This is a genomic window from Candidatus Accumulibacter sp. ACC003 (assembly GCF_907163085.1).
Classification (GTDB): Bacteria; Pseudomonadota; Gammaproteobacteria; order Burkholderiales; family Rhodocyclaceae; genus Accumulibacter.
Genome location: NZ_CAJQTX010000002.1, coordinates 348,474 through 365,278, shown reverse-complemented (window position 1 = coordinate 365,278; position 16,805 = coordinate 348,474). Strand labels below are relative to the sequence as shown.

The 16,805-nt window shown below is 64.0% G+C and carries 17 protein-coding genes and 1 tRNA gene; 11 read left to right on the top strand and 7 right to left on the bottom strand.

Going from position 1 to position 16,805, the window contains the following annotated elements; translation table 11 throughout:
* Window positions 1-59: 59 nt before the first annotated feature.
* The 3 genes from QZ656_RS05395 to QZ656_RS05385 all read right to left on the bottom strand — a co-directional run bounded on the left by QZ656_RS05395 (window position 60) and on the right by QZ656_RS05385 (window position 1,903).
* The gene (locus QZ656_RS05395; RefSeq protein ID WP_291992427.1) at window positions 60-593 is read right to left on the bottom strand and encodes a flavodoxin; all 534 of its coding nucleotides are present in this window, start codon (window positions 591-593) and stop codon (window positions 60-62) included.
* A gap of 5 nt (window positions 594-598) precedes the next feature.
* Window positions 599-745: a hypothetical protein gene (locus QZ656_RS05390; protein ID WP_291992426.1), complete on the bottom strand. Its 147-nt coding sequence runs from the start codon at window positions 743-745 to the stop codon at window positions 599-601.
* A 228-nt stretch (window positions 746-973) separates the two neighbouring features.
* Complete coding sequence (locus tag QZ656_RS05385) at window positions 974-1,903, bottom strand: MerR family transcriptional regulator (protein ID WP_291992425.1); 930 nt, start codon at window positions 1,901-1,903, stop codon at window positions 974-976.
* A gap of 788 nt (window positions 1,904-2,691) precedes the next feature.
* Here QZ656_RS05385 and QZ656_RS05380 point away from each other — a divergent pair.
* From QZ656_RS05380 to QZ656_RS05335, 10 genes are all read left to right on the top strand, one after another.
* Complete coding sequence (locus QZ656_RS05380) at window positions 2,692-3,252, top strand: glutathione peroxidase (protein WP_291992424.1); 561 nt, start codon at window positions 2,692-2,694, stop codon at window positions 3,250-3,252.
* A gap of 58 nt (window positions 3,253-3,310) precedes the next feature.
* Window positions 3,311-4,111: a GTP cyclohydrolase FolE2 gene (gene folE2 / locus QZ656_RS05375; protein WP_291992423.1), complete on the top strand. Its 801-nt coding sequence runs from the start codon at window positions 3,311-3,313 to the stop codon at window positions 4,109-4,111.
* A 17-nt stretch (window positions 4,112-4,128) separates the two neighbouring features.
* Window positions 4,129-5,493: an FAD-dependent oxidoreductase gene (locus tag QZ656_RS05370; protein ID WP_291992422.1), complete on the top strand. Its 1,365-nt coding sequence runs from the start codon at window positions 4,129-4,131 to the stop codon at window positions 5,491-5,493.
* Entirely contained in the window at window positions 5,490-6,272 is a 783-nt protein-coding gene (locus tag QZ656_RS05365; RefSeq protein ID WP_291992421.1) for a DUF1365 domain-containing protein, read from the top strand. The genes QZ656_RS05370 and QZ656_RS05365 overlap by 4 nt, the downstream gene beginning before the upstream one ends.
* On the top strand, window positions 6,269-7,525 hold the full coding sequence (locus tag QZ656_RS05360) for a cyclopropane-fatty-acyl-phospholipid synthase family protein (RefSeq protein ID WP_291992420.1): 1,257 nt from the start codon (window positions 6,269-6,271) through the stop codon (window positions 7,523-7,525). The genes QZ656_RS05365 and QZ656_RS05360 overlap by 4 nt, the downstream gene beginning before the upstream one ends.
* Complete coding sequence (locus QZ656_RS05355) at window positions 7,522-8,046, top strand: chalcone isomerase family protein (RefSeq protein WP_291992419.1); 525 nt, start codon at window positions 7,522-7,524, stop codon at window positions 8,044-8,046. Before QZ656_RS05360 ends, QZ656_RS05355 begins: the two co-directional genes overlap by 4 nt.
* A 2-nt stretch (window positions 8,047-8,048) precedes the next feature.
* Window positions 8,049-9,338 (top strand): MFS transporter, encoded by a 1,290-nt coding sequence (locus tag QZ656_RS05350; RefSeq protein ID WP_291992418.1) that lies wholly within the window; start codon window positions 8,049-8,051, stop codon window positions 9,336-9,338.
* Window positions 9,335-9,877, top strand: coding sequence for a DUF3833 domain-containing protein (locus tag QZ656_RS05345; protein ID WP_291992417.1), 543 nt, complete (start codon window positions 9,335-9,337; stop codon window positions 9,875-9,877). Before QZ656_RS05350 ends, QZ656_RS05345 begins: the two co-directional genes overlap by 4 nt.
* Window positions 9,878-9,881: 4 nt before the next feature.
* The gene (locus QZ656_RS05340) at window positions 9,882-10,655 is read left to right on the top strand and encodes an SDR family NAD(P)-dependent oxidoreductase (protein ID WP_291992416.1); all 774 of its coding nucleotides are present in this window, start codon (window positions 9,882-9,884) and stop codon (window positions 10,653-10,655) included.
* 307 nt (window positions 10,656-10,962) lie between these two features.
* The gene (locus QZ656_RS05335) at window positions 10,963-11,625 is read left to right on the top strand and encodes an SDR family oxidoreductase (RefSeq protein WP_291992415.1); all 663 of its coding nucleotides are present in this window, start codon (window positions 10,963-10,965) and stop codon (window positions 11,623-11,625) included.
* Window positions 11,626-12,035: 410 nt separating this feature from the next.
* Here the strand turns inward: QZ656_RS05335 and QZ656_RS05330 are convergent.
* Window positions 12,036-12,129: transfer RNA gene (locus tag QZ656_RS05330), tRNA-Ser, on the bottom strand.
* On the bottom strand, window positions 12,129-13,409 hold the full coding sequence (locus tag QZ656_RS05325) for an aspartate kinase (protein ID WP_291992414.1): 1,281 nt from the start codon (window positions 13,407-13,409) through the stop codon (window positions 12,129-12,131). Before QZ656_RS05325 ends, QZ656_RS05330 begins: the two co-directional genes overlap by 1 nt.
* Window positions 13,410-13,652: 243 nt before the next feature.
* On the opposite strand from QZ656_RS05325, the gene QZ656_RS05320 reads away from it, so the two are divergent.
* Window positions 13,653-13,958: a helix-turn-helix domain-containing protein gene (locus QZ656_RS05320; protein ID WP_291992413.1), complete on the top strand. Its 306-nt coding sequence runs from the start codon at window positions 13,653-13,655 to the stop codon at window positions 13,956-13,958.
* Between the two features lie 196 nt (window positions 13,959-14,154).
* Here the strand turns inward: QZ656_RS05320 and recN are convergent, their stop codons facing one another.
* Window positions 14,155-15,807 (bottom strand): DNA repair protein RecN, encoded by a 1,653-nt coding sequence (recN, locus tag QZ656_RS05315; RefSeq protein WP_291992412.1) that lies wholly within the window; start codon window positions 15,805-15,807, stop codon window positions 14,155-14,157.
* Between the two features lie 20 nt (window positions 15,808-15,827).
* Window positions 15,828-16,754 carry an NAD kinase gene (locus tag QZ656_RS05310; protein WP_291992411.1) on the bottom strand — a complete coding sequence of 309 codons (927 nt, stop codon included), beginning with the start codon at window positions 16,752-16,754 and terminating at the stop codon, window positions 15,828-15,830.
* Window positions 16,755-16,805: the final 51 nt, after the last annotated feature.

Sequence of the window (16,805 nt, the reverse complement as noted above, 5' to 3'; positions counted from 1 at the left end):
TCGTGCCCTTGAGCCGCTGCGGCGCCGGCCCGGCTACCTCGCAGCGAGCGCAACCTTGATCACGGCAGCAACTCGCTGCGGACTTGCGCCAGCCAGCTTTCCACGCGTTGTCCGGTCAATCCCGGCTGGTTGGTCTGGTCAAGAGCCAGCCCGACGAACTGTCCTCCGTCGACGGCCTGTGAGGCGGTGAAATCGTAACCGGTGGTCGGCCAGCGGCCGACGACGCGCGCGCCGCCTGCCAGCAGCGCGTCTTGAATGACGGCGATGGCATTGACGAAGGCACCGGGGTATTTTTTCTGATCGCCGACGCCGTAGATCGCCACCACTTTGCCAGACAGGTCGGCGCCCGCGAGCTGCGCCAGAAAAGCCTGCCAGGTCGGCGGGCACAATCCGAAAGCGGGGCCATGCGGCTGGCCGCTGCCGTGCGTCGGGCTGCCGAGAATCAGCGCGTCGTGAGCGAGGAAGTCGCTTAGCGTCGCGTTCTCGATATTGACCGGGGAAGCGGCTGCGCCACCCAGGCTCTTGGCGATGTACTGCGCGACCAGCTGCGTTCGGCCGGTTTCGCTGCTGAAGAAAATGCCAATTTTTGCCATCGTCGTCACGCCGCCAAAGCCCGCACTTGCGACAGCTCTTCAGGCAGGCAGCCAACGCCTTTACCGCCATCGTTGTTGATCTCGTCGGCGGCGAACAGCAGATCGCCGGTCCGATGGGGAATATTTGTCATGGTGATCTCCTGTCGTTCCATGGCACTTGTCCAGCAAGTAGCATGCCAAGTATCGAGGCTGGCGGTCAGGCGGCTTGCGGCTGTTCGGAAATGTCGTTTTTCCTACGGTGTGTGCTTGATAGCCATACCATTTTTACGGCGAAAGCGGGCAGCGCCGCCCCGTCCTGGTGCAAGAGGCGATCTTTCTTGCACCGGGCGGATCCGTCGCGACGCCTGCTGGACGAGCGCTTGTTGATCGGCAAGGCGCGCTCAGCGATTGACTCCAGGTGCGCCGGAACGAGCGTTTTGCCAGGCGGCGAGGGCGTCGAGCGCCGCCTGCAAAGTCGCCAGCACGACGATGCCCGGCTCCGGTGTCGCGCGCTGAGCGCCGGCACCACCAACCCACAGTTCGACGTCAGCGGGCAGCATCTGTCGTAACTGGCTGACCAGCGCGGCGACCTGTCGTCCCGGAAACGCCGCCGAAAGCGACAGCGCGACGATGTCGGCGCGGTGCGCCTGCGACGCCATCCGGATGTCAACCAGTGGCGTCTGGGTGCCCAGCGAAATGCACGTCGCGCCATCAAGAACGAGCAAGGCTTCGGCCATCAAGACGCCGAGCACGTGTTGTTCATCGGGTGGCGTCGTCAGCACGATGCGCGGACGGCCGCCGCCGGTCGGCAGATCGCCGATCGCCTGGCGCAGCAGCGACTTGATCTGCTCGGTATAGAGGTGTTCCTCGAAGACCGCGAACTTGCCGCTCATCCACGCTTCGCCAATGCCGTCATTGAGCGGCGCGACGACGTCGATGACGAAACGCTGCAAGCCCAGGCGTAGCATCGCTTGCTTGAGCAGCCGGCGCAGCGCCGGCAGGTCATTGGCCTTGACCAGTTCGAGCGTCTGGCTGATCAAGCCCTCGCCGCGTTCGCCGTCGTTTCGCGCTGGCGACGCGCTGGCGCTGCACAGTTCGGCAAACTCTTGCTCGCTGGCGGCGCACAGCCGACCGGGGCGGTGCCCCTGATCGATCAAACGTTTCATCAAGCGTAGTCGTTCGACCTGATCGGCAGGGTATACACGCTCGCCATGCTCGTCGCGAGCCGGCCGCGGGAAGCCGTAACGACGCTCCCAGACGCGCAGCGTATCCTTGCCGAGACCGGTATCGCGCTCGACCGCGCTAATGTTCATGGCGGGGTGACTATTCATGGTGTCTTGGGCAAAGTCCTGAATGGCGCGCGAGATGTGGCGCAATTGAGGCGACAACTTAATCTGGATCTCTCATGATGTCCAGGACAACATCGGCTTTCGTCGACATTCTTGCGAGCCACGTGAGCACCTCTGAAAACGCCAGCGCTCGCGGGCCGGGCGATACGCCGACGGGCGGCGATGCACGAATGGCCAGCCATGATCGCCGCACGTATTCGACGTGGCCGTTCTGACGCTTTGGGCTACACGGGCGGACATGCAGGCACGCGAGGCAAGCGTCATGGCCGCTGCAATCCACCTCGATCCTGCGACCGAAAAAGGCGCTGGCAGCCGGTCGGACTTGACGCCGGTGGCGTGGCGTTTTCCATCGATCGCCGATTTTCGCCGCGGCGGATCTGCCTTGAGTGTGCGCGTCGAGGCACGCCGGTCGACCGCCCGAACAGGCGGCGCGGCCTGCGCTGAGAACCGTTCTGGTCGGCCACGCCGCAAACGCCATCTCGCTCGGGGCCAGCGGCCTGCAGCCGCCGTGCGACGAGCAGAGTGTCCTGGACAAAGCTAAAAAAATTCATTGACAGATGCCTGCCCCGTCAGTATCTTTTGATTTGTCTCTTTATTGTCCAGGACAAATATTGACGCAGCCCTGCCGAATCCGCGCCGACTTGCCGCCCAGGTCGGCTGCAAAAGGCGTGATCTGCCAGCTGTCCTGGACACGTCTTGCCTTCACTCGATACGCCGCTGCTTGTTCCAGCGGCCAGTCGAAGCCAGTTGCCCTTGCCCAGGAGATCGCCATGCCGCTGTCGCTTTTCCCCGCCCTTGCTCTGGCCCTGGGCGCTTTCGGTGCGCTGCCGGCGGCGGCAGCGGCGGCGTGTCCGCCGCTCCTCGATCACGCCTTCGCTTCGCTGCAGGGCCAGAAGAATCAGTCCTTGTGCCAATGGCAGGGCAGGGTACTGCTGGTGGTCAATACCGCCAGCTACTGCGGTTTCACCTCGCAATACGACGGCCTGGAAAAGCTCTACGCCAGACTCAGGGATCGCGGCCTGGTCGTCGTCGGCTTCCCGTCGAACGACTTCGGCGAGCAGGAGCCCGGCAGCAATCAGGAAATCGCCGACTTCTGCCGGCTGACCTACGGCGTGCAGTTCCCAATGTTTGCCAAGGCGACGGTGCTTGGCGTAAATGCCAGTCCCTTCTTCGCGCAACTCGCCAAAGCGAGCGGCAAAGAGCCGCAATGGAACTTCCACAAGTACCTGATCGACCGCAGCGGCAAGCAGGTGCTGAGCTTCGACAGCCGCGTCAAGCCGGATGACCCGGAGCTGCTCGCCAGGATCGAAGAATTCCTCGGCAAGCCGTGATCATCTTTTCGCCTCCGCCATCGCCCAATTATCGCTTCGCTTCCCAGGAGAACCAGCCATGAATGCACCCGAACATTTTTTCCTTCCCGACATGCAGGCCCGCCCCGACCTCCGGCAACTGGCGATCGACAAGGTCGGCGTCAAGGGCCTGCGCTATCCGCTGGCATTGCTCGACGCCGCCGGCAAGGTGCAGCACACCGTTGCCAGTCTGTCGATGTCGGTGGGGTTGCCGCCGACGGTCAAGGGAACGCACATGTCGCGTTTCGTCGAGTTGCTCGAGCAGCCGCGCGCGCCGCTCAACATCAACCGTCTGCTGCGCATGCTCGACGAAATGTTGCGGCGACTGGAAGCCGACAGCGGTGAGATCGAACTCGCTTTTCCCGCCTTCATCGCCAAGAAGGCACCGGTGTCGAGTGCCGCGAGTCTGCTCGACTACGACGTGCGGATGATCGTCGAAAAGCGCACCGGCGAGCGCAGCGAATTGACGCTGGAGATCGTTGCGCCGGTGACCAGCCTGTGCCCGTGTTCCAGGGAGATCAGCGACTACGGCGCACATAACCAGCGTTCGCACATCACCATCCGCGCCTGCCTGCGTTCGGGGATGAGCCCCGAAGAGCTGCTGCGGCTGGCCGAGGAAGAGGCTTCGTGCGAGGTCTTCGGACTGCTCAAGCGGCCGGACGAGAAATGGGTTACCGAGCGCGCCTACGACAACCCGAAGTTCGTCGAAGACCTGGTTCGCGATATCGCGCTGCGCCTGATGAAAGACGAACGAATCGCGCAATGGACCGTGAAATCGGAGAACTTCGAGTCGATTCACAATCATTCGGCGTACGCCGAGATCAGCGGCGAAAACGCCTGAACGGCAAGGAGATCGAGATGCGCGGCGCACAACGGGTCGCCGTAGTCGGCGCCGGGATTTCGGGTCTGGCCAGCGCCTGGCTACTGTCGCAGAAACATCAGGTGACGCTCTTTGAGGCGGCCGACACGCTCGGCGGCCACACCCATACCGTCGATGTGACGCTCGACGGCGTTTGTCACCCGGTGGACACCGGTTTTCTGGTCTACAACACCAGGACCTACCCGCATCTGACGGCGATGTTTGCCCACCTCGGAGTCGTCAGCGTGGACAGCGAAATGTCCTTCGCCGTCAGCCTCGACGAGCCACGGCTGGAATGGGCGGGCAGCAGCCTGGCGACACTTTTCGGACAGAAAAGGAACCTCCTGCGGCCGGACTTCTGGCGGATGCTGTCCGACATCGTGCGCTTCAACCGCGACAGCGTCGCCTGGATCGTCAGTCATCCCGAAGACCAGCTAAGTCTGCGCGAATTTCTCGCCATGGGCGGCTATTCGCGTCCCTTCGCCGACTGGTACCTGCTGCCAATGGCCGCGGCGATCTGGTCGTGCCCGACCCAGACGATGCTCGACTACCCGCTGGCCAGCTTCGTCAGCTTCTGCCGCAATCACGGCCTGCTGCAGGTTTTCGATCGGCCACTGTGGCGAACGGTGCGTGGTGGCGGTCGCGAATACGTCAGAAAACTCGCCGCCGCCCTCGACGACGTTCGCCTGGCGACGCCGGTGCGCGCCCTGCAACGTACTGCGGCGGGCCTGCTGCTGCATACGGATAGCAGCGTCGAGCACTACGACCAGGTCGTCCTTGCCTGCCATAGCGATCAGGCCTTGGCGATCCTTGGCCAGGCGGCGACGTCCGCCGAGAGTCGCCTGCTTGCCGCCATCCGCTACGCGCCAAACCGCGCCGTGCTGCACACCGATGCCGCGCTGCTGCCGCGTTCGCCGGCGCTGTGGTCGGCGTGGAACTATCTGTCGAGCGGCCAGGAAAGTCGCCAGGGCAGTGGCCACGGCGGTGAGCACCGCGAGCTGCGTCCGGTCAGCGTCTCGTATCTGATCAATCGCCTGCAGCCGCTGCCGTTCAAAACGCCCCTGATGGTCTCGTTGAATCCGCAGCGCGAGCCGGTGGCCGAGCGGGTGATCGCCGAATTCGACTACCAGCACCCGATTTTCGACCGCGCGGCGGTCACCGCGCAACGTGGTCTGCCGGCGATTTCCGGTGCGCACGGAGTTTGGTTCTGCGGCGCGTGGAATGGCTACGGTTTCCACGAAGACGGCCTCAAGTCGGCGCTGCAAGTCGCCAACGCCATGGGCTGCCGTGCGCCGTGGCAGGATGCCGACGGCGCTGCCCCGTTGCTGCCTGGAGCCGCGCGCAGCGCGCAACTCGTGGCATGAACACGACCCCGGCCAGGCTCTTTTTCGGGCAGGTCATGCACCACCGCCTGCGGCCGGCGGTCAACCGCTTTGTCTACCCGGTTTACTTCTGCCTGCTGCCGGTCGCGCGCGTTGAACAAGCGGCCAGCGCGTTGTTCTCGGTCAACCGCTGGAATCTCTTCAGCTTCCACTTCGCCGACCACGGCGCGCGCGACGGCTCGCATCCGCTGCCGTGGATCAAGAGTCTGCTGCAGCGCGCCGGGATCAGCGCCGACGGAGAGATCTGGCTGCAGTGCTTTCCGCGCCTGCTCGGCTTTGTCTTCAATCCGATCAGCTTGTGGTTCTGTCACGACCGCGCCGGACAACTGCTCGCCGTTCTCGCCGAGGTGAGCAACACCTTCGGCGAGCGCCACAACTACCTGCTGGCGCACGCCGACGGGCGACCGATTCGCGACGGTGAGACGCTCGAGCAGCGCAAGGTCTTTCATGTTTCGCCGTTCATCGACGTCGCCGGTCATTACCGCTTTCGCTTCCACTGGCGTGCCGGAGCCGACGGTGCCGCGGCCAGGCGCCTGACGCGCATCGATTATGGCGACGCGGCCGGCGACTTGCTGCACACGGCGATTTCCGGCAAGGCCGCAGCGCTCGCCAGCGGACCGCTGTTGAAAGCCTTCTTCCACTTGCCGTTGCTGACCCTTGGCATCGTCCTGCGAATTCACTGGCAGGCACTGAAGCTGTGGTGCAAGCGCGTCCCCTTTTTCAGAAAACCCGAACCTCCACTTGAGGAAACGACCCGATGAATGCCAGCGAAAATACGCTCACTTTCCCGGCGGCGATTGCCGCCAAGCGCATGCCGCGCAGCGCGCGGGCGGTACTCGCCCTGCTCGACAAAATTGCTCACGGGGCGCTCGAAGTGCGCTTGCCCGACGGCGACCGGCTGCGCTTCGGTCAACTGGCGGACGGCGACGTTGGCGCGCTGCTCGAGATTGCCAGCTGGTCCGCTTTCGACCGGGTTATCGAGCGCGGCGACGTCGGCTTCGCCGAGGCCTGGATCGACGGTCACTGGCATAGCCCGGACCTCACCGCGCTGCTGACGCTGTTGGCCAACAACCGCCAGTCGCTGTCGCAGGCTGTCTATGGTCATTGGTGGGGACTGCTGAGTGCGCGCCTGCGGCACCTGCTGAACGCCAACACGCGCGCCGGCGCGCGGCGCAACATCATCGCCCACTACGACCTTGGCAACGATTTCTATCGTCTCTGGCTCGACCCGACGATGAGTTATTCGAGCGCCCTCTACAGCAGCGACGCGCCGCGCTCGATGGCCGCCGCGCAGCTCGCCAAGTATCGGCGAATCATCAAGCAGCTCGACGCCCGTCGCGGCCAGCGGGTGCTGGAAATCGGTTGCGGCTGGGGTGCCTTTGCCGAAACCGCCGCGCGTGAGGCGGGCTTGCACGTCGTCGGCCTGACCTTGTCGCCGGCGCAGCACCAGTTTGCCGGCCAGCGCATGCGCCTGGCCGGCGTCGAGCAGCAGGTGCAGATCGAACTGCGCGACTATCGTGAACTCCTTGGCGAAGGATCCGAACGCGGCGAACGCTTCGACCACATCGTTTCGATCGAGATGTTCGAAGCCGTCGGCGAACGCTGGTGGCCGACGTATTTCGCGACCCTGCAGCGCTTGCTGGCGCCGGGCGGGCGCGCCGTCGTGCAGAGCATTACCATCCGTGACGACTTGTTCGCCCGTTACCGGCGCGGCACCGATTTCATTCAACAGCACGTCTTCCCCGGTGGCATGCTCCCCAGCCCGAGCGTTTTCGGCAAGCGCGCGGCGCGCGCCGGACTCGACGTTCGCGACTCTTTTGCTTTCGGTCGCGATTACGCGCGGACGCTCGCCGAATGGTCCGTCAACTTCGAGCAGCAGTGGCCGGCGATTGCCGCACAAGGTTTCGACGAACGCTTCCGCCGCTTGTGGCGCTTCTATCTCGCCTATTGCCAGGCGGGTTTCAACAGCGGCGCCACCGACGTCATGCAGTTCGAGCTGGCACACGCGCGATGAAGAAACTCCTCGTGCTGTTGCTGCTTGCTGGTAGCACCTTGGTCCATGCCCTACCCGAGGCGCTGCGTGCCAGCGATAGCGGCTGGCGGCAGTGGGGCAGTGGTGAAATGAGCTGGTTTGGCGTGGCGCTCTATCGCGCCACGCTGTGGGTTGCCGCGCCGCCGGGCGCGGCTTTCCCGGCCGACGCGCCAAGCGCGCTGCAGCTCGAGTACCGGCGCGATATCGCACGTGAGCGGCTGGTGCAGAGCAGTGTCGGCGAAATGCGCCGCCTCGGCGCTGACGAGGCGCAGTTGCAGCGCTGGCAGGCCGAGCTGCAGCGCGTTTTACCGAATGTCCAGGAGGGTGAGACGATTGTCGGCGTCCATTACCCCGGGCGAGGCGCCGCGTTCTTCTACGGCGGCGTGCCGATCGGCGAAATAGCCGACGCCGAATTCGCCCGCGCGTTCTTCGCCATCTGGCTCGATTCGCGCAGCCGCAGCCCAGCGCTGCGCGCGGCGTTGCTCAAGCGTCCGGAGCTCTGAGCGTGTCGTCGCCAGATAGCGCCCCGGTAGTCGACCTGCCGCGCTGGCAGCTTCTCGCCTACGGGGCGCTCGGTCTGCCACTGGCAATGGCCGCCTTGCCGGTGTATGTGCATGTGCCGCGCCTGTACGCCGAAGCCGCCGGCATGAGCCTGGGCGTGCTCGGCGCGCTGCTGTTGGGTGCGCGCCTGCTTGACGCCGGCATCGACCCGCTGCTCGGTGCCTGGAGCGACCGGGCGGCGAATCGCCAGCGACTGATCGTGCTGGCGCTGCCGTGTCTGGCGCTCGGCATGTTGGCGCTGCTGCAGCCGCCGGCCAGCGGCGCAGGGTGGTGGTTGCTCGCTTCGCTGCTGCTCACCTACTTCGGCTTTTCGCTGGCCAGCGTCGCCTATCAGGCCTGGGGCGCCGAACTCGGTCGTGACGCCGGCGAGCGGACGCGCCTGACGGCCAGTCGCGAGGGCTTTGGTCTGCTCGGCGTCGTCCTGGCGGCGGCGCTGCCGGGTTTGATCGCCAGCGATCTGGCTGGCGGCCTGGCGGCGCTGGCGCAACTGTTCCCGCTGCTCCTGCTGGCACTGGCTGCGTGCACGCTGTCGTTCTCGCCGCCATCGGCAGCGCGCCTGCCGGCCAGCAGCAGTGTCGTCGGCGACCTGCGCGGAGTAGCCGCCGACGGCCGCTTTCGCCGCTTGCTGGCGGTGTTCGTGGTCAATGGCATCGCCGCCGCCTTACCGGCGACGCTGGTCCTGTTCTACGTCGCCGACGTCCTCAACGCCGAAGCCTGGAGCGGTGCTTTTTTGGCGCTTTACTTCGTCAGCGGTGTCGTCTTCCTGCCGCTGTGGGTGATCGCCGCAAGGCGCTTCGGTCGCGTGCGCACCTGGGTCGCTGCGATGCTGCTGGCAGTCGTTTCCTTCGCCTGGGCCTGGGGTCTGGGCGCTGGCGACGTCTGGCCTTTTGCCGCCGTTTGCCTGCTCTCGGGCGCCGCGCTCGGCGCTGACCTGACCTTGCCGGCGGCGTTGCTCGCCGACCTCTCCGAGCAGCGCGGTGACGCGGCGCCAGCGGGCGGCAGAGTGGCGCACGCTGGCGCCTACTTCGGGTGGTGGAATCTGGTTGCAAAACTCAACCTGGCGCTGGCTGCCGGTCTGTCGCTGCCATTGCTCGATGTCGTTGGCTATCAGCCGGGAGTCGCCGCGACCAGCAGCGGTCTCGCCGCCATTTATTGCCTGCTGCCTTTACTGTTCAAGACGCTGGCGGCGCTGCTCGCCTGGCGCTGGCGCACTACTCTGGAGGGTTGGTCATGAAAAACCTGTGCCTGGCGTGTTTCGCTTGCGGCATTGTCGGTCTCGGTGGCTGTTCGAACCTGCCGGTCGAGCGCTACCGCGCCGAACAGCCGGTGCTCGACCTGGCGCGTTACTTCGACGGAACGATCGACGGCTGGGGAATGTTCCAGGATCGCTCGGGGGCGGTGGTCAAACGCTTTCACGTACTGATCGACGCCCGCTGGGAAAAGCGCGATGGCGTCGATGTCGGCACGCTCGACGAAAAGTTCTCATGGTCGGACGGAACGACTTCGCGGCGGCTGTGGACGATCACCCGGGTTGACGCGGCGCGCTACGTCGGTCGCGCCGATGACGTCGTCGGCGAAGCGCAGGGTGAAGCCGCGGGCAACGTCCTGCGCTGGCGCTACGTGCTGGCCTTGCCGATCGATGGCCGGGTGTGGAACGTCGACTTCGACGACTGGATGTTCCTGATCGACGACAAGGTGATGCTCAACCGCTCGAAGATGCGCAAATTTGGCTTCGATCTCGGCGAAGTGACGCTGAGTTTCAGCAAGCGCTGAGGCGATGAACGCACGCATTGACGACTGGTCAGGCAAGCGCGTCTGGCTGCTTGGCGCCTCGAGTGGCATTGGCGCGGCGCTCGGCACGCTGCTGCTGGCGCGTGGCGCGCGCGTCGCCTTGTCGGCGCGCAAGGCCGCCGGCCTTGCTGCCGTCGCCGGTGATGGCCATGGCGGAAGGGCCTTGCTGCTGCCCTGCGACGCCGCCGACGAAGCGAGTCTGCACGCCGCCTGCGATCGCTTGCTGGCGACGTGGGACGGCATCGACCTGGCGCTGTACCTCGCCGGCGACTACCAGCCGACGCGTGCCTGGCAGCTCGATACGGCACGCGCACGGCAGATGATCGCCGTCAACTTCGGCGGCGCGGTTTCCTTCGCCGCTTGCGTCGTGCCGCAGCTGCTGCAGCAGGGCAGCGGTCAGATCGCTTTCGTCGCCAGCGTCGCCGGTTATCGAGGCCTGCCGAAAGCGCTGATTTACGGTCCGACCAAGGCGGCGCTGATCAATTTCGCCGAAGCGCTGTATCTCGACCTGCAGCCGAAAGGGATAGGCGTCCGGGTGATCAACCCCGGCTTCGTGGCGACGCCGCTGACTTCCCAAAACGACTTCGCCATGCCGGCGCTGCTGACACCCGAACAGGCGGCGCGGGCGACGCTCGCCGGCTTTGCCGGCAGCGCTTTCGAGATCCACTACCCGAAGCGCTTCACATGGCTGCTCAAGCTGCTCGCGCACTTGCCGTACCGCATCTATTTCGCGTTGATTCGCCGCTTCGCCGACCGCTGACGGTCATGATAATTGCCGGCAGGCAAGCGTGGCAGTCGTCACCGTTCCTTCCCGACGCTTATCCCGCGCGCGGGAGAAGGGAAATGCGAGGCACTGCATGGATGCCTGTAGGGGTCAGGGCAGCGAGAACAAGTTCGGGCTTGGTGGCCTAGCGTAGCGCGGCGGTGTTGGCGTCTGGCTTCTGATTGCAAACTGTCCTATTCTCGCAGGCGATGACCCTATCCTTTCCTGCCGAGAAGAAAGGCAAGGGCTGCCAGCGAGGGCCGCGTACCAGCTGGTTTGATGCGGATCAAAGAGGAGCAACGGTATGGGTATTTCAGTCGTCACAGGCGCAAATCGTGGGATCGGTCTCGAACTCGTACGGCAGCTCAACGCACGCGGAGCGATCGTCGTTGCGGTGTGTCGCAAGAGCTCGCCGGAACTCGACGCGCTCGGAGTGCGTGTCGAATGCGAGATCGACGTCACTGAGTCAGCAGCGTGGTCGAAGCTCGCCGAACGCCTCGCGCACGACGACATTGACCTCCTGGTTCAGAACGCCGGCCTGCTCATTGCCGACTCACTCGAAGACGTTGATCTCGACGCGGTGCGCGCGCAGTTCGAACTCAACGCCATCGCGCCGCTCTTTCTCACGCGGGCTCTGGCCTCGCGCCTCCATCCCGGCTCGAAGGTCGCGCTGATCACCAGTCGCATGGGTTCCATCGCCGACAACAGCTCCGGGCGCTACTACGGCTACCGTATGAGCAAGGCGGCGCTCAATGCGGCCGCTGCCTCCCTGGCGCATGACCTCAAATCGCGAGGGGTCGCGGTAGTCATTCTGCATCCGGGCGCGGTGCGCACCGAGATGACCCGCGGTCAGGGCATGATCGAGACGGACGAGTCTGTTGGCGGCATCTTGCAGCGCATCGATGAGCTCAAACTCGAGACCAGCGGAAGATTCCTGCACCAGAATGGCGAAATCCTGCCGTGGTGAGACCACGGCCCGGCCCTCCCGGTGGTGCTGGCAAAGCGTAGCCAGACCTCGGAGACTCAGCCAACTGTATCGCCTTTACCGGTACCAGGCTTGGTCGGAGAGGCTTCGTCCCAGTTGGCTAATCGGGTAGCCGGCGGCATGCCGCGTCCAGCCCCCGCCGAAGCGCCGACCTGGTCCGCCTCTACTGGCCTCTCACAAATCTCGCAAAACCGTCGAGCAACGGTGAGTTTTTTGCACCAAAATCGCGAAGTCACGAGGTTTCGAGAGAAACGGCCCCGAAGACGCCGAAGTCGGCCAGAAATGACATTTGTGGGGGTGGCGAGGTCCACAGGTATAAACGAAAAACCCCGCGGAACATGGCGTTCAGCGGGGTGTTCGTTTTTTGTCACAGAGCTATGCTGCGACGTTCCTGGCGGAGACGAAGGGATTCGAACCCTTGATGCAGGTTTATGCCCGCATGCTCCCTTAGCAGGGGAGTGCCTTCGACCTCTCGGCCACGTCTCCTAGGAGGGCGTGATGATATCGGTTTCGTCACGGCCGGTCAAACTCAACTTCGACTTTTGCGGCTTTTCCAGGCCGAAGGCCTTGTGCAGCACGCGTACGGCGAGTTCGAGGTACTTTTCCTCGATGACGATCGAGATCTTGATCTCGGAAGTCGAGATCATTTGCAGGTTGATGCCTTCAGCGGCCAGGGCGCCGAACATCTTGCTGGCGACGCCTGGATGCGAGCGCATGCCGACGCCGACCGCCGAGACCTTGCAGGTGGTGGTATCGCCACTGAGGTCGCGGGCGCCGATCTTTTCCCTAACTTTTTCAAGGATCGCCATGGCTTTGCTGTAATCGCTGCGATTGACCGTAAATGAGAAGTCGGTGGTGTCGTCGCGGCCGATGTTCTGGATGATCATGTCGACGTCGATGTTGGCGTCGGCGATCGGCCCCAGGATCTGGTAGGCGATGCCCGGACGATCGGGAACGCCGAGCATGGTGAGTTTGGCTTCGTCGCGATTGAAGGCGATCCCGGAGATGACAGGTTGTTCCATGGTGCTCTTTTCCTCAACAGTAATCAGCGTGCCGTCTCCTTCGTCTTCAAAGCTCGAGAGCACACGAAGTTTGACCTTGTACTTGCCGGCGAACTCGACCGAGCGGATCTGCAGTACCTTGGAGCCAAGGCTGGCCATTTCCAGCATCTCCTCGAAGGTGATCGTCTCGAGCTTGCGCGCTTCCGGCACGACGCGCGGGTCGGTGGTGTAGACGCCATCGACGTCGGTGTAGATCTGGCACTCGTCGGCCTTCAGCGCGGCGGCCAGGGCAACGGCCGAAGTGTCGGAGCCGCCGCGACCGAGGGTGGTGATGTTGCCGTCCTCGTCGGCGCCCTGGAAGCCGGCAACGACGACGACGTTGCCTTCAGCCAGCGCCTTGCGGATCCGCGTTTCGTCGATCTTGAGAATGCGCGCCTTGGTGAAGGTGCTATCGGTCAGCACGGTGACCTGCGAGCCGGTGAAACTCTTGGCCTTTATGCCCTCGGCGTGCATGGCCATGGCCAGCAGGGCAATGGTCACCTGTTCGCCCGTTGAGGCGATGACATCGAGTTCGCGTGGGTCGGGCGAGGGTGAGATTTCCTTGGCCAGGCCGATCAGGCGGTTGGTTTCTCCGGCCATTGCCGATGGAACAACGATTACGTCGTGCCCTTGCGTCTGCCAGCGAGCGACACGTTTTGCCACGTTCTTGATACGTTCTGTCGATGCTACAGACGTGCCGCCGAACTTCTGAACTATCAGCGCCATTGCCCATCCAATTTGAGGTTCAAAGAATCAGCATTCTAAAGCATTGCGTGACGCGGCGGCGCGGGCCCGGCAGCTTTATCGAGCCGGTCGGCATTAGTCAAATGTTCTATTCTAATGCTACTTGCAATCCTGACTGTTTCGCTTATAGTGTGCCGTGCTTTACCAAGGTCATATCGTGTCGATATATGGGGCAGGAAGCGGGTCTTCTGCTGGTTCGCGTGGAGTATTTGTGAAAGGATTGTCATGAGCACCGTCAAAGTCGTCGAGAGGGTCGATCCCCGCGAAATTCGTCGCAAGCTTGGCCTGAATCAGCAGCAGTTCTGGTCAAAAATCGGGGTGACACAAAGTGGTGGTTCGCGCTACGAAAGTGGCCGCAACATGCCCAAGCCGGTGCGCGAGCTGCTGCGCCTGGTGCATGTCGAGCAGATCGACATCCAGCGGCTCAAGCGTGAAGACTTCGAGGTTGTCGAGTATCTGAAGGCGGAAGACCCCGAGCAATTCAAGGCCCTCAGGAAAGCTGCCAAGAGCAAGAGCAAGAAAGCCGTCTAAGGCCCGCCGGCAGGCCGGTTTTTCTTGCGCTTGGCGAGGATCTTGCGGGCTGAGCGGTCAGCGCTTGGCTGGTGTGCCCGGCAGATGTCCAGATTTGGCGTCGGCGTCTTCGCCAAAGATTCCCCGAATGCTCCGCTGACTCGTGGCTGACCGCCGCTCAGCGGCAGCGGTCGCCGGCTAGCTTTCGGGGTTCCGGTCAGGGGAGTTCGAGCATCTCCCTGGCGTGCTGTCGGGTGATCGTCGTCATCTCGATACCACCGAGCATGCGTGCGATTTCGTCCACGCGTGCGTCGCCGGCGATAGCCACCACACGGCTACGTACCTGGCCGGCTTCGGAGCTCTTGCTGACCAGCCATTGCCAGTTGGCGCGGGCCGCCACCTGTGGCAAGTGGGTGACGCAAAGGACCTGGCGTTCGGCGCCCAATTCGCGCAGCAAGCGACCGACCACCTCGGCGACGCCGCCACCAATGCCGACGTCGACTTCGTCGAAGATCAGCGTTGGGACGCGTGCCGCCTGACTGGTCACCACCTGGATGGCCAGACTGATCCGCGACAGTTCGCCACCCGAGGCGACCTTGGCCAGCGATCGCGACTCGGTGCCGGCGAGCCCGGCAATGCGGAATTCGATCTGTTCGAGCCCGCATGCATTGCCACCTTCGATCGGCAGCAGCGCCACGTCGAAGCGGCCGCCGCCAAGCGACAGTTGTTGCATCACCAAACTAACCTCGCGGCCAAGTGCTTCGGCGGCCTGCGCGCGGCCGGCCGACAGGCGCCGCGCCAGTTTCTCATACTGCTTGCCGGCAGTCGTTACACGTTCCGCCAGACCGGCGAGGTCCGCGGCGTCGACAATCACCGCCAAACGCTGCTGGCAGCGCGCCAGCAAGGCGGGCAGCTCGTCCGGGCTGCAGCGGAATTTCCGCGAACAGTCGAGAACGGCCTCGAGGCGGTGTTCGAGTTCTGTCAGGCGCCGGGGATCGAGGTCGACGCGGCTGGCGTAGCGACGTAGCGCCGAGATCGCTTCGGCCAGTTCAGCCTGCGCCGATTGCAGCAGCGAAGCGACTTCAGAGAGTTCGGGGTCGTACTCGGCAAGACCTTCCAGGCGGTTGGCTACGGTGGCCACCTGCGCTTCACAAGCGGCATCGCCTTCGGCCAGCAGTTGCAAGGAAAACTGCGCGCCTTCGACGAGGCTCGCGGCGTGTGCCAAGCGCCGGTGGTCGTCATTGAGGGTCAGCCATTCTTCGTTGGAGAAGCCCAGTGCTTCGAGTTCGCTGAGCTGCCAGCTGAGCTGCTCACGTTCTGCGGCCAGCGCCTCGACGCCGTCGGTGGCGGCGTCAAGGCGGGTTTTAGCTTCGCGCCAGTGCCGCCAGGCGGCGACGACGTCGGCCGCCAGTGGATCGAGTCTGGCGTGCGAATCGAGCAGCACTCGTTGCGCTTCGCTGCGCAGCAGCGATTGATGTGCGTGCTGGCCGTGAATGTCTACCAGGCGCTCGGCGACTTCACGCAGTTGCTGGACAGTCACCGGCGAGCCATTCAGATAGGCGCGTGAGCGACCGTTGGCGTCGACCAGTCGCCGCAGCAGCAAGCTGCCTTCACTATCCAGATCATGGTCTACCAACCATTCGGCGGCCGACGAGCCGGCGACCGCAAACTCGGCAGTCACTTCGGCACGCTCGCTGCCGGCGCGCACCAGGCCGGCATCGGCGCGCTCGCCAAGCGCGAAGGCCAGCGCATCGACAAGAATCGACTTGCCGGCGCCGGTTTCGCCGGTCAGGGTGCCAAATCCCTCCTGAAAGTCGAGTTCCAGGCGATCAACCAGAACGAAGTCGCGGATCGTCAAGCGGCGTAGCATGTTGTCGTCTCGGGAATCGCTCAATGTTCCTTGGGCCGCTCGCTCCAATGCAGCTTCTGGCGCAGCATGGCGAAGTAGCTGTAGCCCGGCGGGTGCAGCAGGCAGATCGAGTATTCGGAGCGGCGGATGCGAATGCAATCGCCATTCTTGAGATCGACCGCCAGTTGACCGTCGAAGTGGGCGCGCGAATCGGTCGCGTAGACGATCCGGATTTCGATCTCGCTACGGTCGCTGACGACGATTGGCCGATTGCTCAGCGCGTGCGGACACAGCGGCACCAGCGCGATCGCCGAGATCCGCGGATGCAGGATCGGGCCATTGGCCGACAGGGCGTAGGCGGTCGAGCCGGTCGACGTGGCGACGATCAAGCCGTCGGCGCGCAGGTGGTAGATGAATTCGCCGTCGACGAACAGTTCGAGTTCGATCATCCGACCGATCGCGCCCTTGTCAACGACGACGTCATTCAAGGCCAGGTTGGCTGCGACGCTGCGCTCGTCGCTCACGATCTCGGCATCCAGCAGCATCCGCGTTTCGGGAAGGAATTTGCCGTCGAGCAGGTCGTCCATGCAGGTCAACATGTCGTTGCGCGCGATGTCGGTCATGAAGCCGAGGCGGCCCTGGTTCACGCCGACCAGCGGCACGCGGTAGCGTGCCAGTTGGCGTGCGGCGTTGAGCATGGTGCCGTCGCCGCCGACGACGATCGCCATGTCGGCGTGCGCACCGAGCCAGGAAAAACTGCCGCTGGCCCAGCTGCGCAGGTCGAGCTGGCTGACCAGATTGCGCGCCGTTTCTTCCTCGATCAGCACGGTCATGCCGCGTTCGTGCAAGTATCTGGCCAGCTGGCGTATTGAATCGGCGATTTCCTGACTGTGGTACTTGCCGATCAGTGCAATCGTTTTGGGTAGATTGGCGCAGTCGGCTGACTCTTGAGGAAAGACATTGTCCATGGCACGAATTAGACCACACTTCAGCGGCCTTCCGCGGCGCCCCGCGAGCGG

Bases quoted from the DNA above. Each gene is read 5' to 3' on its own strand.
- QZ656_RS05395 (WP_291992427.1), bottom strand. From the start codon at position 593: ATGGCAAAAATTGGCATTTTCTTCAGCAGCGAAACCGGCCGAACGCAG.
- QZ656_RS05390 (WP_291992426.1), bottom strand. From the start codon at position 745: ATGGAACGACAGGAGATCACCATGACAAATATTCCCCATCGGACCGGC.
- QZ656_RS05385 (WP_291992425.1), bottom strand. From the start codon at position 1,903: ATGAATAGTCACCCCGCCATGAACATTAGCGCGGTCGAGCGCGATACC.
- QZ656_RS05380 (WP_291992424.1), top strand. From the start codon at position 2,692: ATGCCGCTGTCGCTTTTCCCCGCCCTTGCTCTGGCCCTGGGCGCTTTC.
- folE2 (WP_291992423.1), top strand. From the start codon at position 3,311: ATGAATGCACCCGAACATTTTTTCCTTCCCGACATGCAGGCCCGCCCC.
- QZ656_RS05370 (WP_291992422.1), top strand. From the start codon at position 4,129: ATGCGCGGCGCACAACGGGTCGCCGTAGTCGGCGCCGGGATTTCGGGT.
- QZ656_RS05365 (WP_291992421.1), top strand. From the start codon at position 5,490: ATGAACACGACCCCGGCCAGGCTCTTTTTCGGGCAGGTCATGCACCAC.
- QZ656_RS05360 (WP_291992420.1), top strand. From the start codon at position 6,269: ATGAATGCCAGCGAAAATACGCTCACTTTCCCGGCGGCGATTGCCGCC.
- QZ656_RS05355 (WP_291992419.1), top strand. From the start codon at position 7,522: ATGAAGAAACTCCTCGTGCTGTTGCTGCTTGCTGGTAGCACCTTGGTC.
- QZ656_RS05345 (WP_291992417.1), top strand. From the start codon at position 9,335: ATGAAAAACCTGTGCCTGGCGTGTTTCGCTTGCGGCATTGTCGGTCTC.
- QZ656_RS05340 (WP_291992416.1), top strand. From the start codon at position 9,882: ATGAACGCACGCATTGACGACTGGTCAGGCAAGCGCGTCTGGCTGCTT.
- QZ656_RS05335 (WP_291992415.1), top strand. From the start codon at position 10,963: ATGGGTATTTCAGTCGTCACAGGCGCAAATCGTGGGATCGGTCTCGAA.
- QZ656_RS05325 (WP_291992414.1), bottom strand. From the start codon at position 13,409: ATGGCGCTGATAGTTCAGAAGTTCGGCGGCACGTCTGTAGCATCGACA.
- QZ656_RS05320 (WP_291992413.1), top strand. From the start codon at position 13,653: ATGAGCACCGTCAAAGTCGTCGAGAGGGTCGATCCCCGCGAAATTCGT.
- recN (WP_291992412.1), bottom strand. From the start codon at position 15,807: ATGCTACGCCGCTTGACGATCCGCGACTTCGTTCTGGTTGATCGCCTG.
- QZ656_RS05310 (WP_291992411.1), bottom strand. From the start codon at position 16,754: ATGGACAATGTCTTTCCTCAAGAGTCAGCCGACTGCGCCAATCTACCC.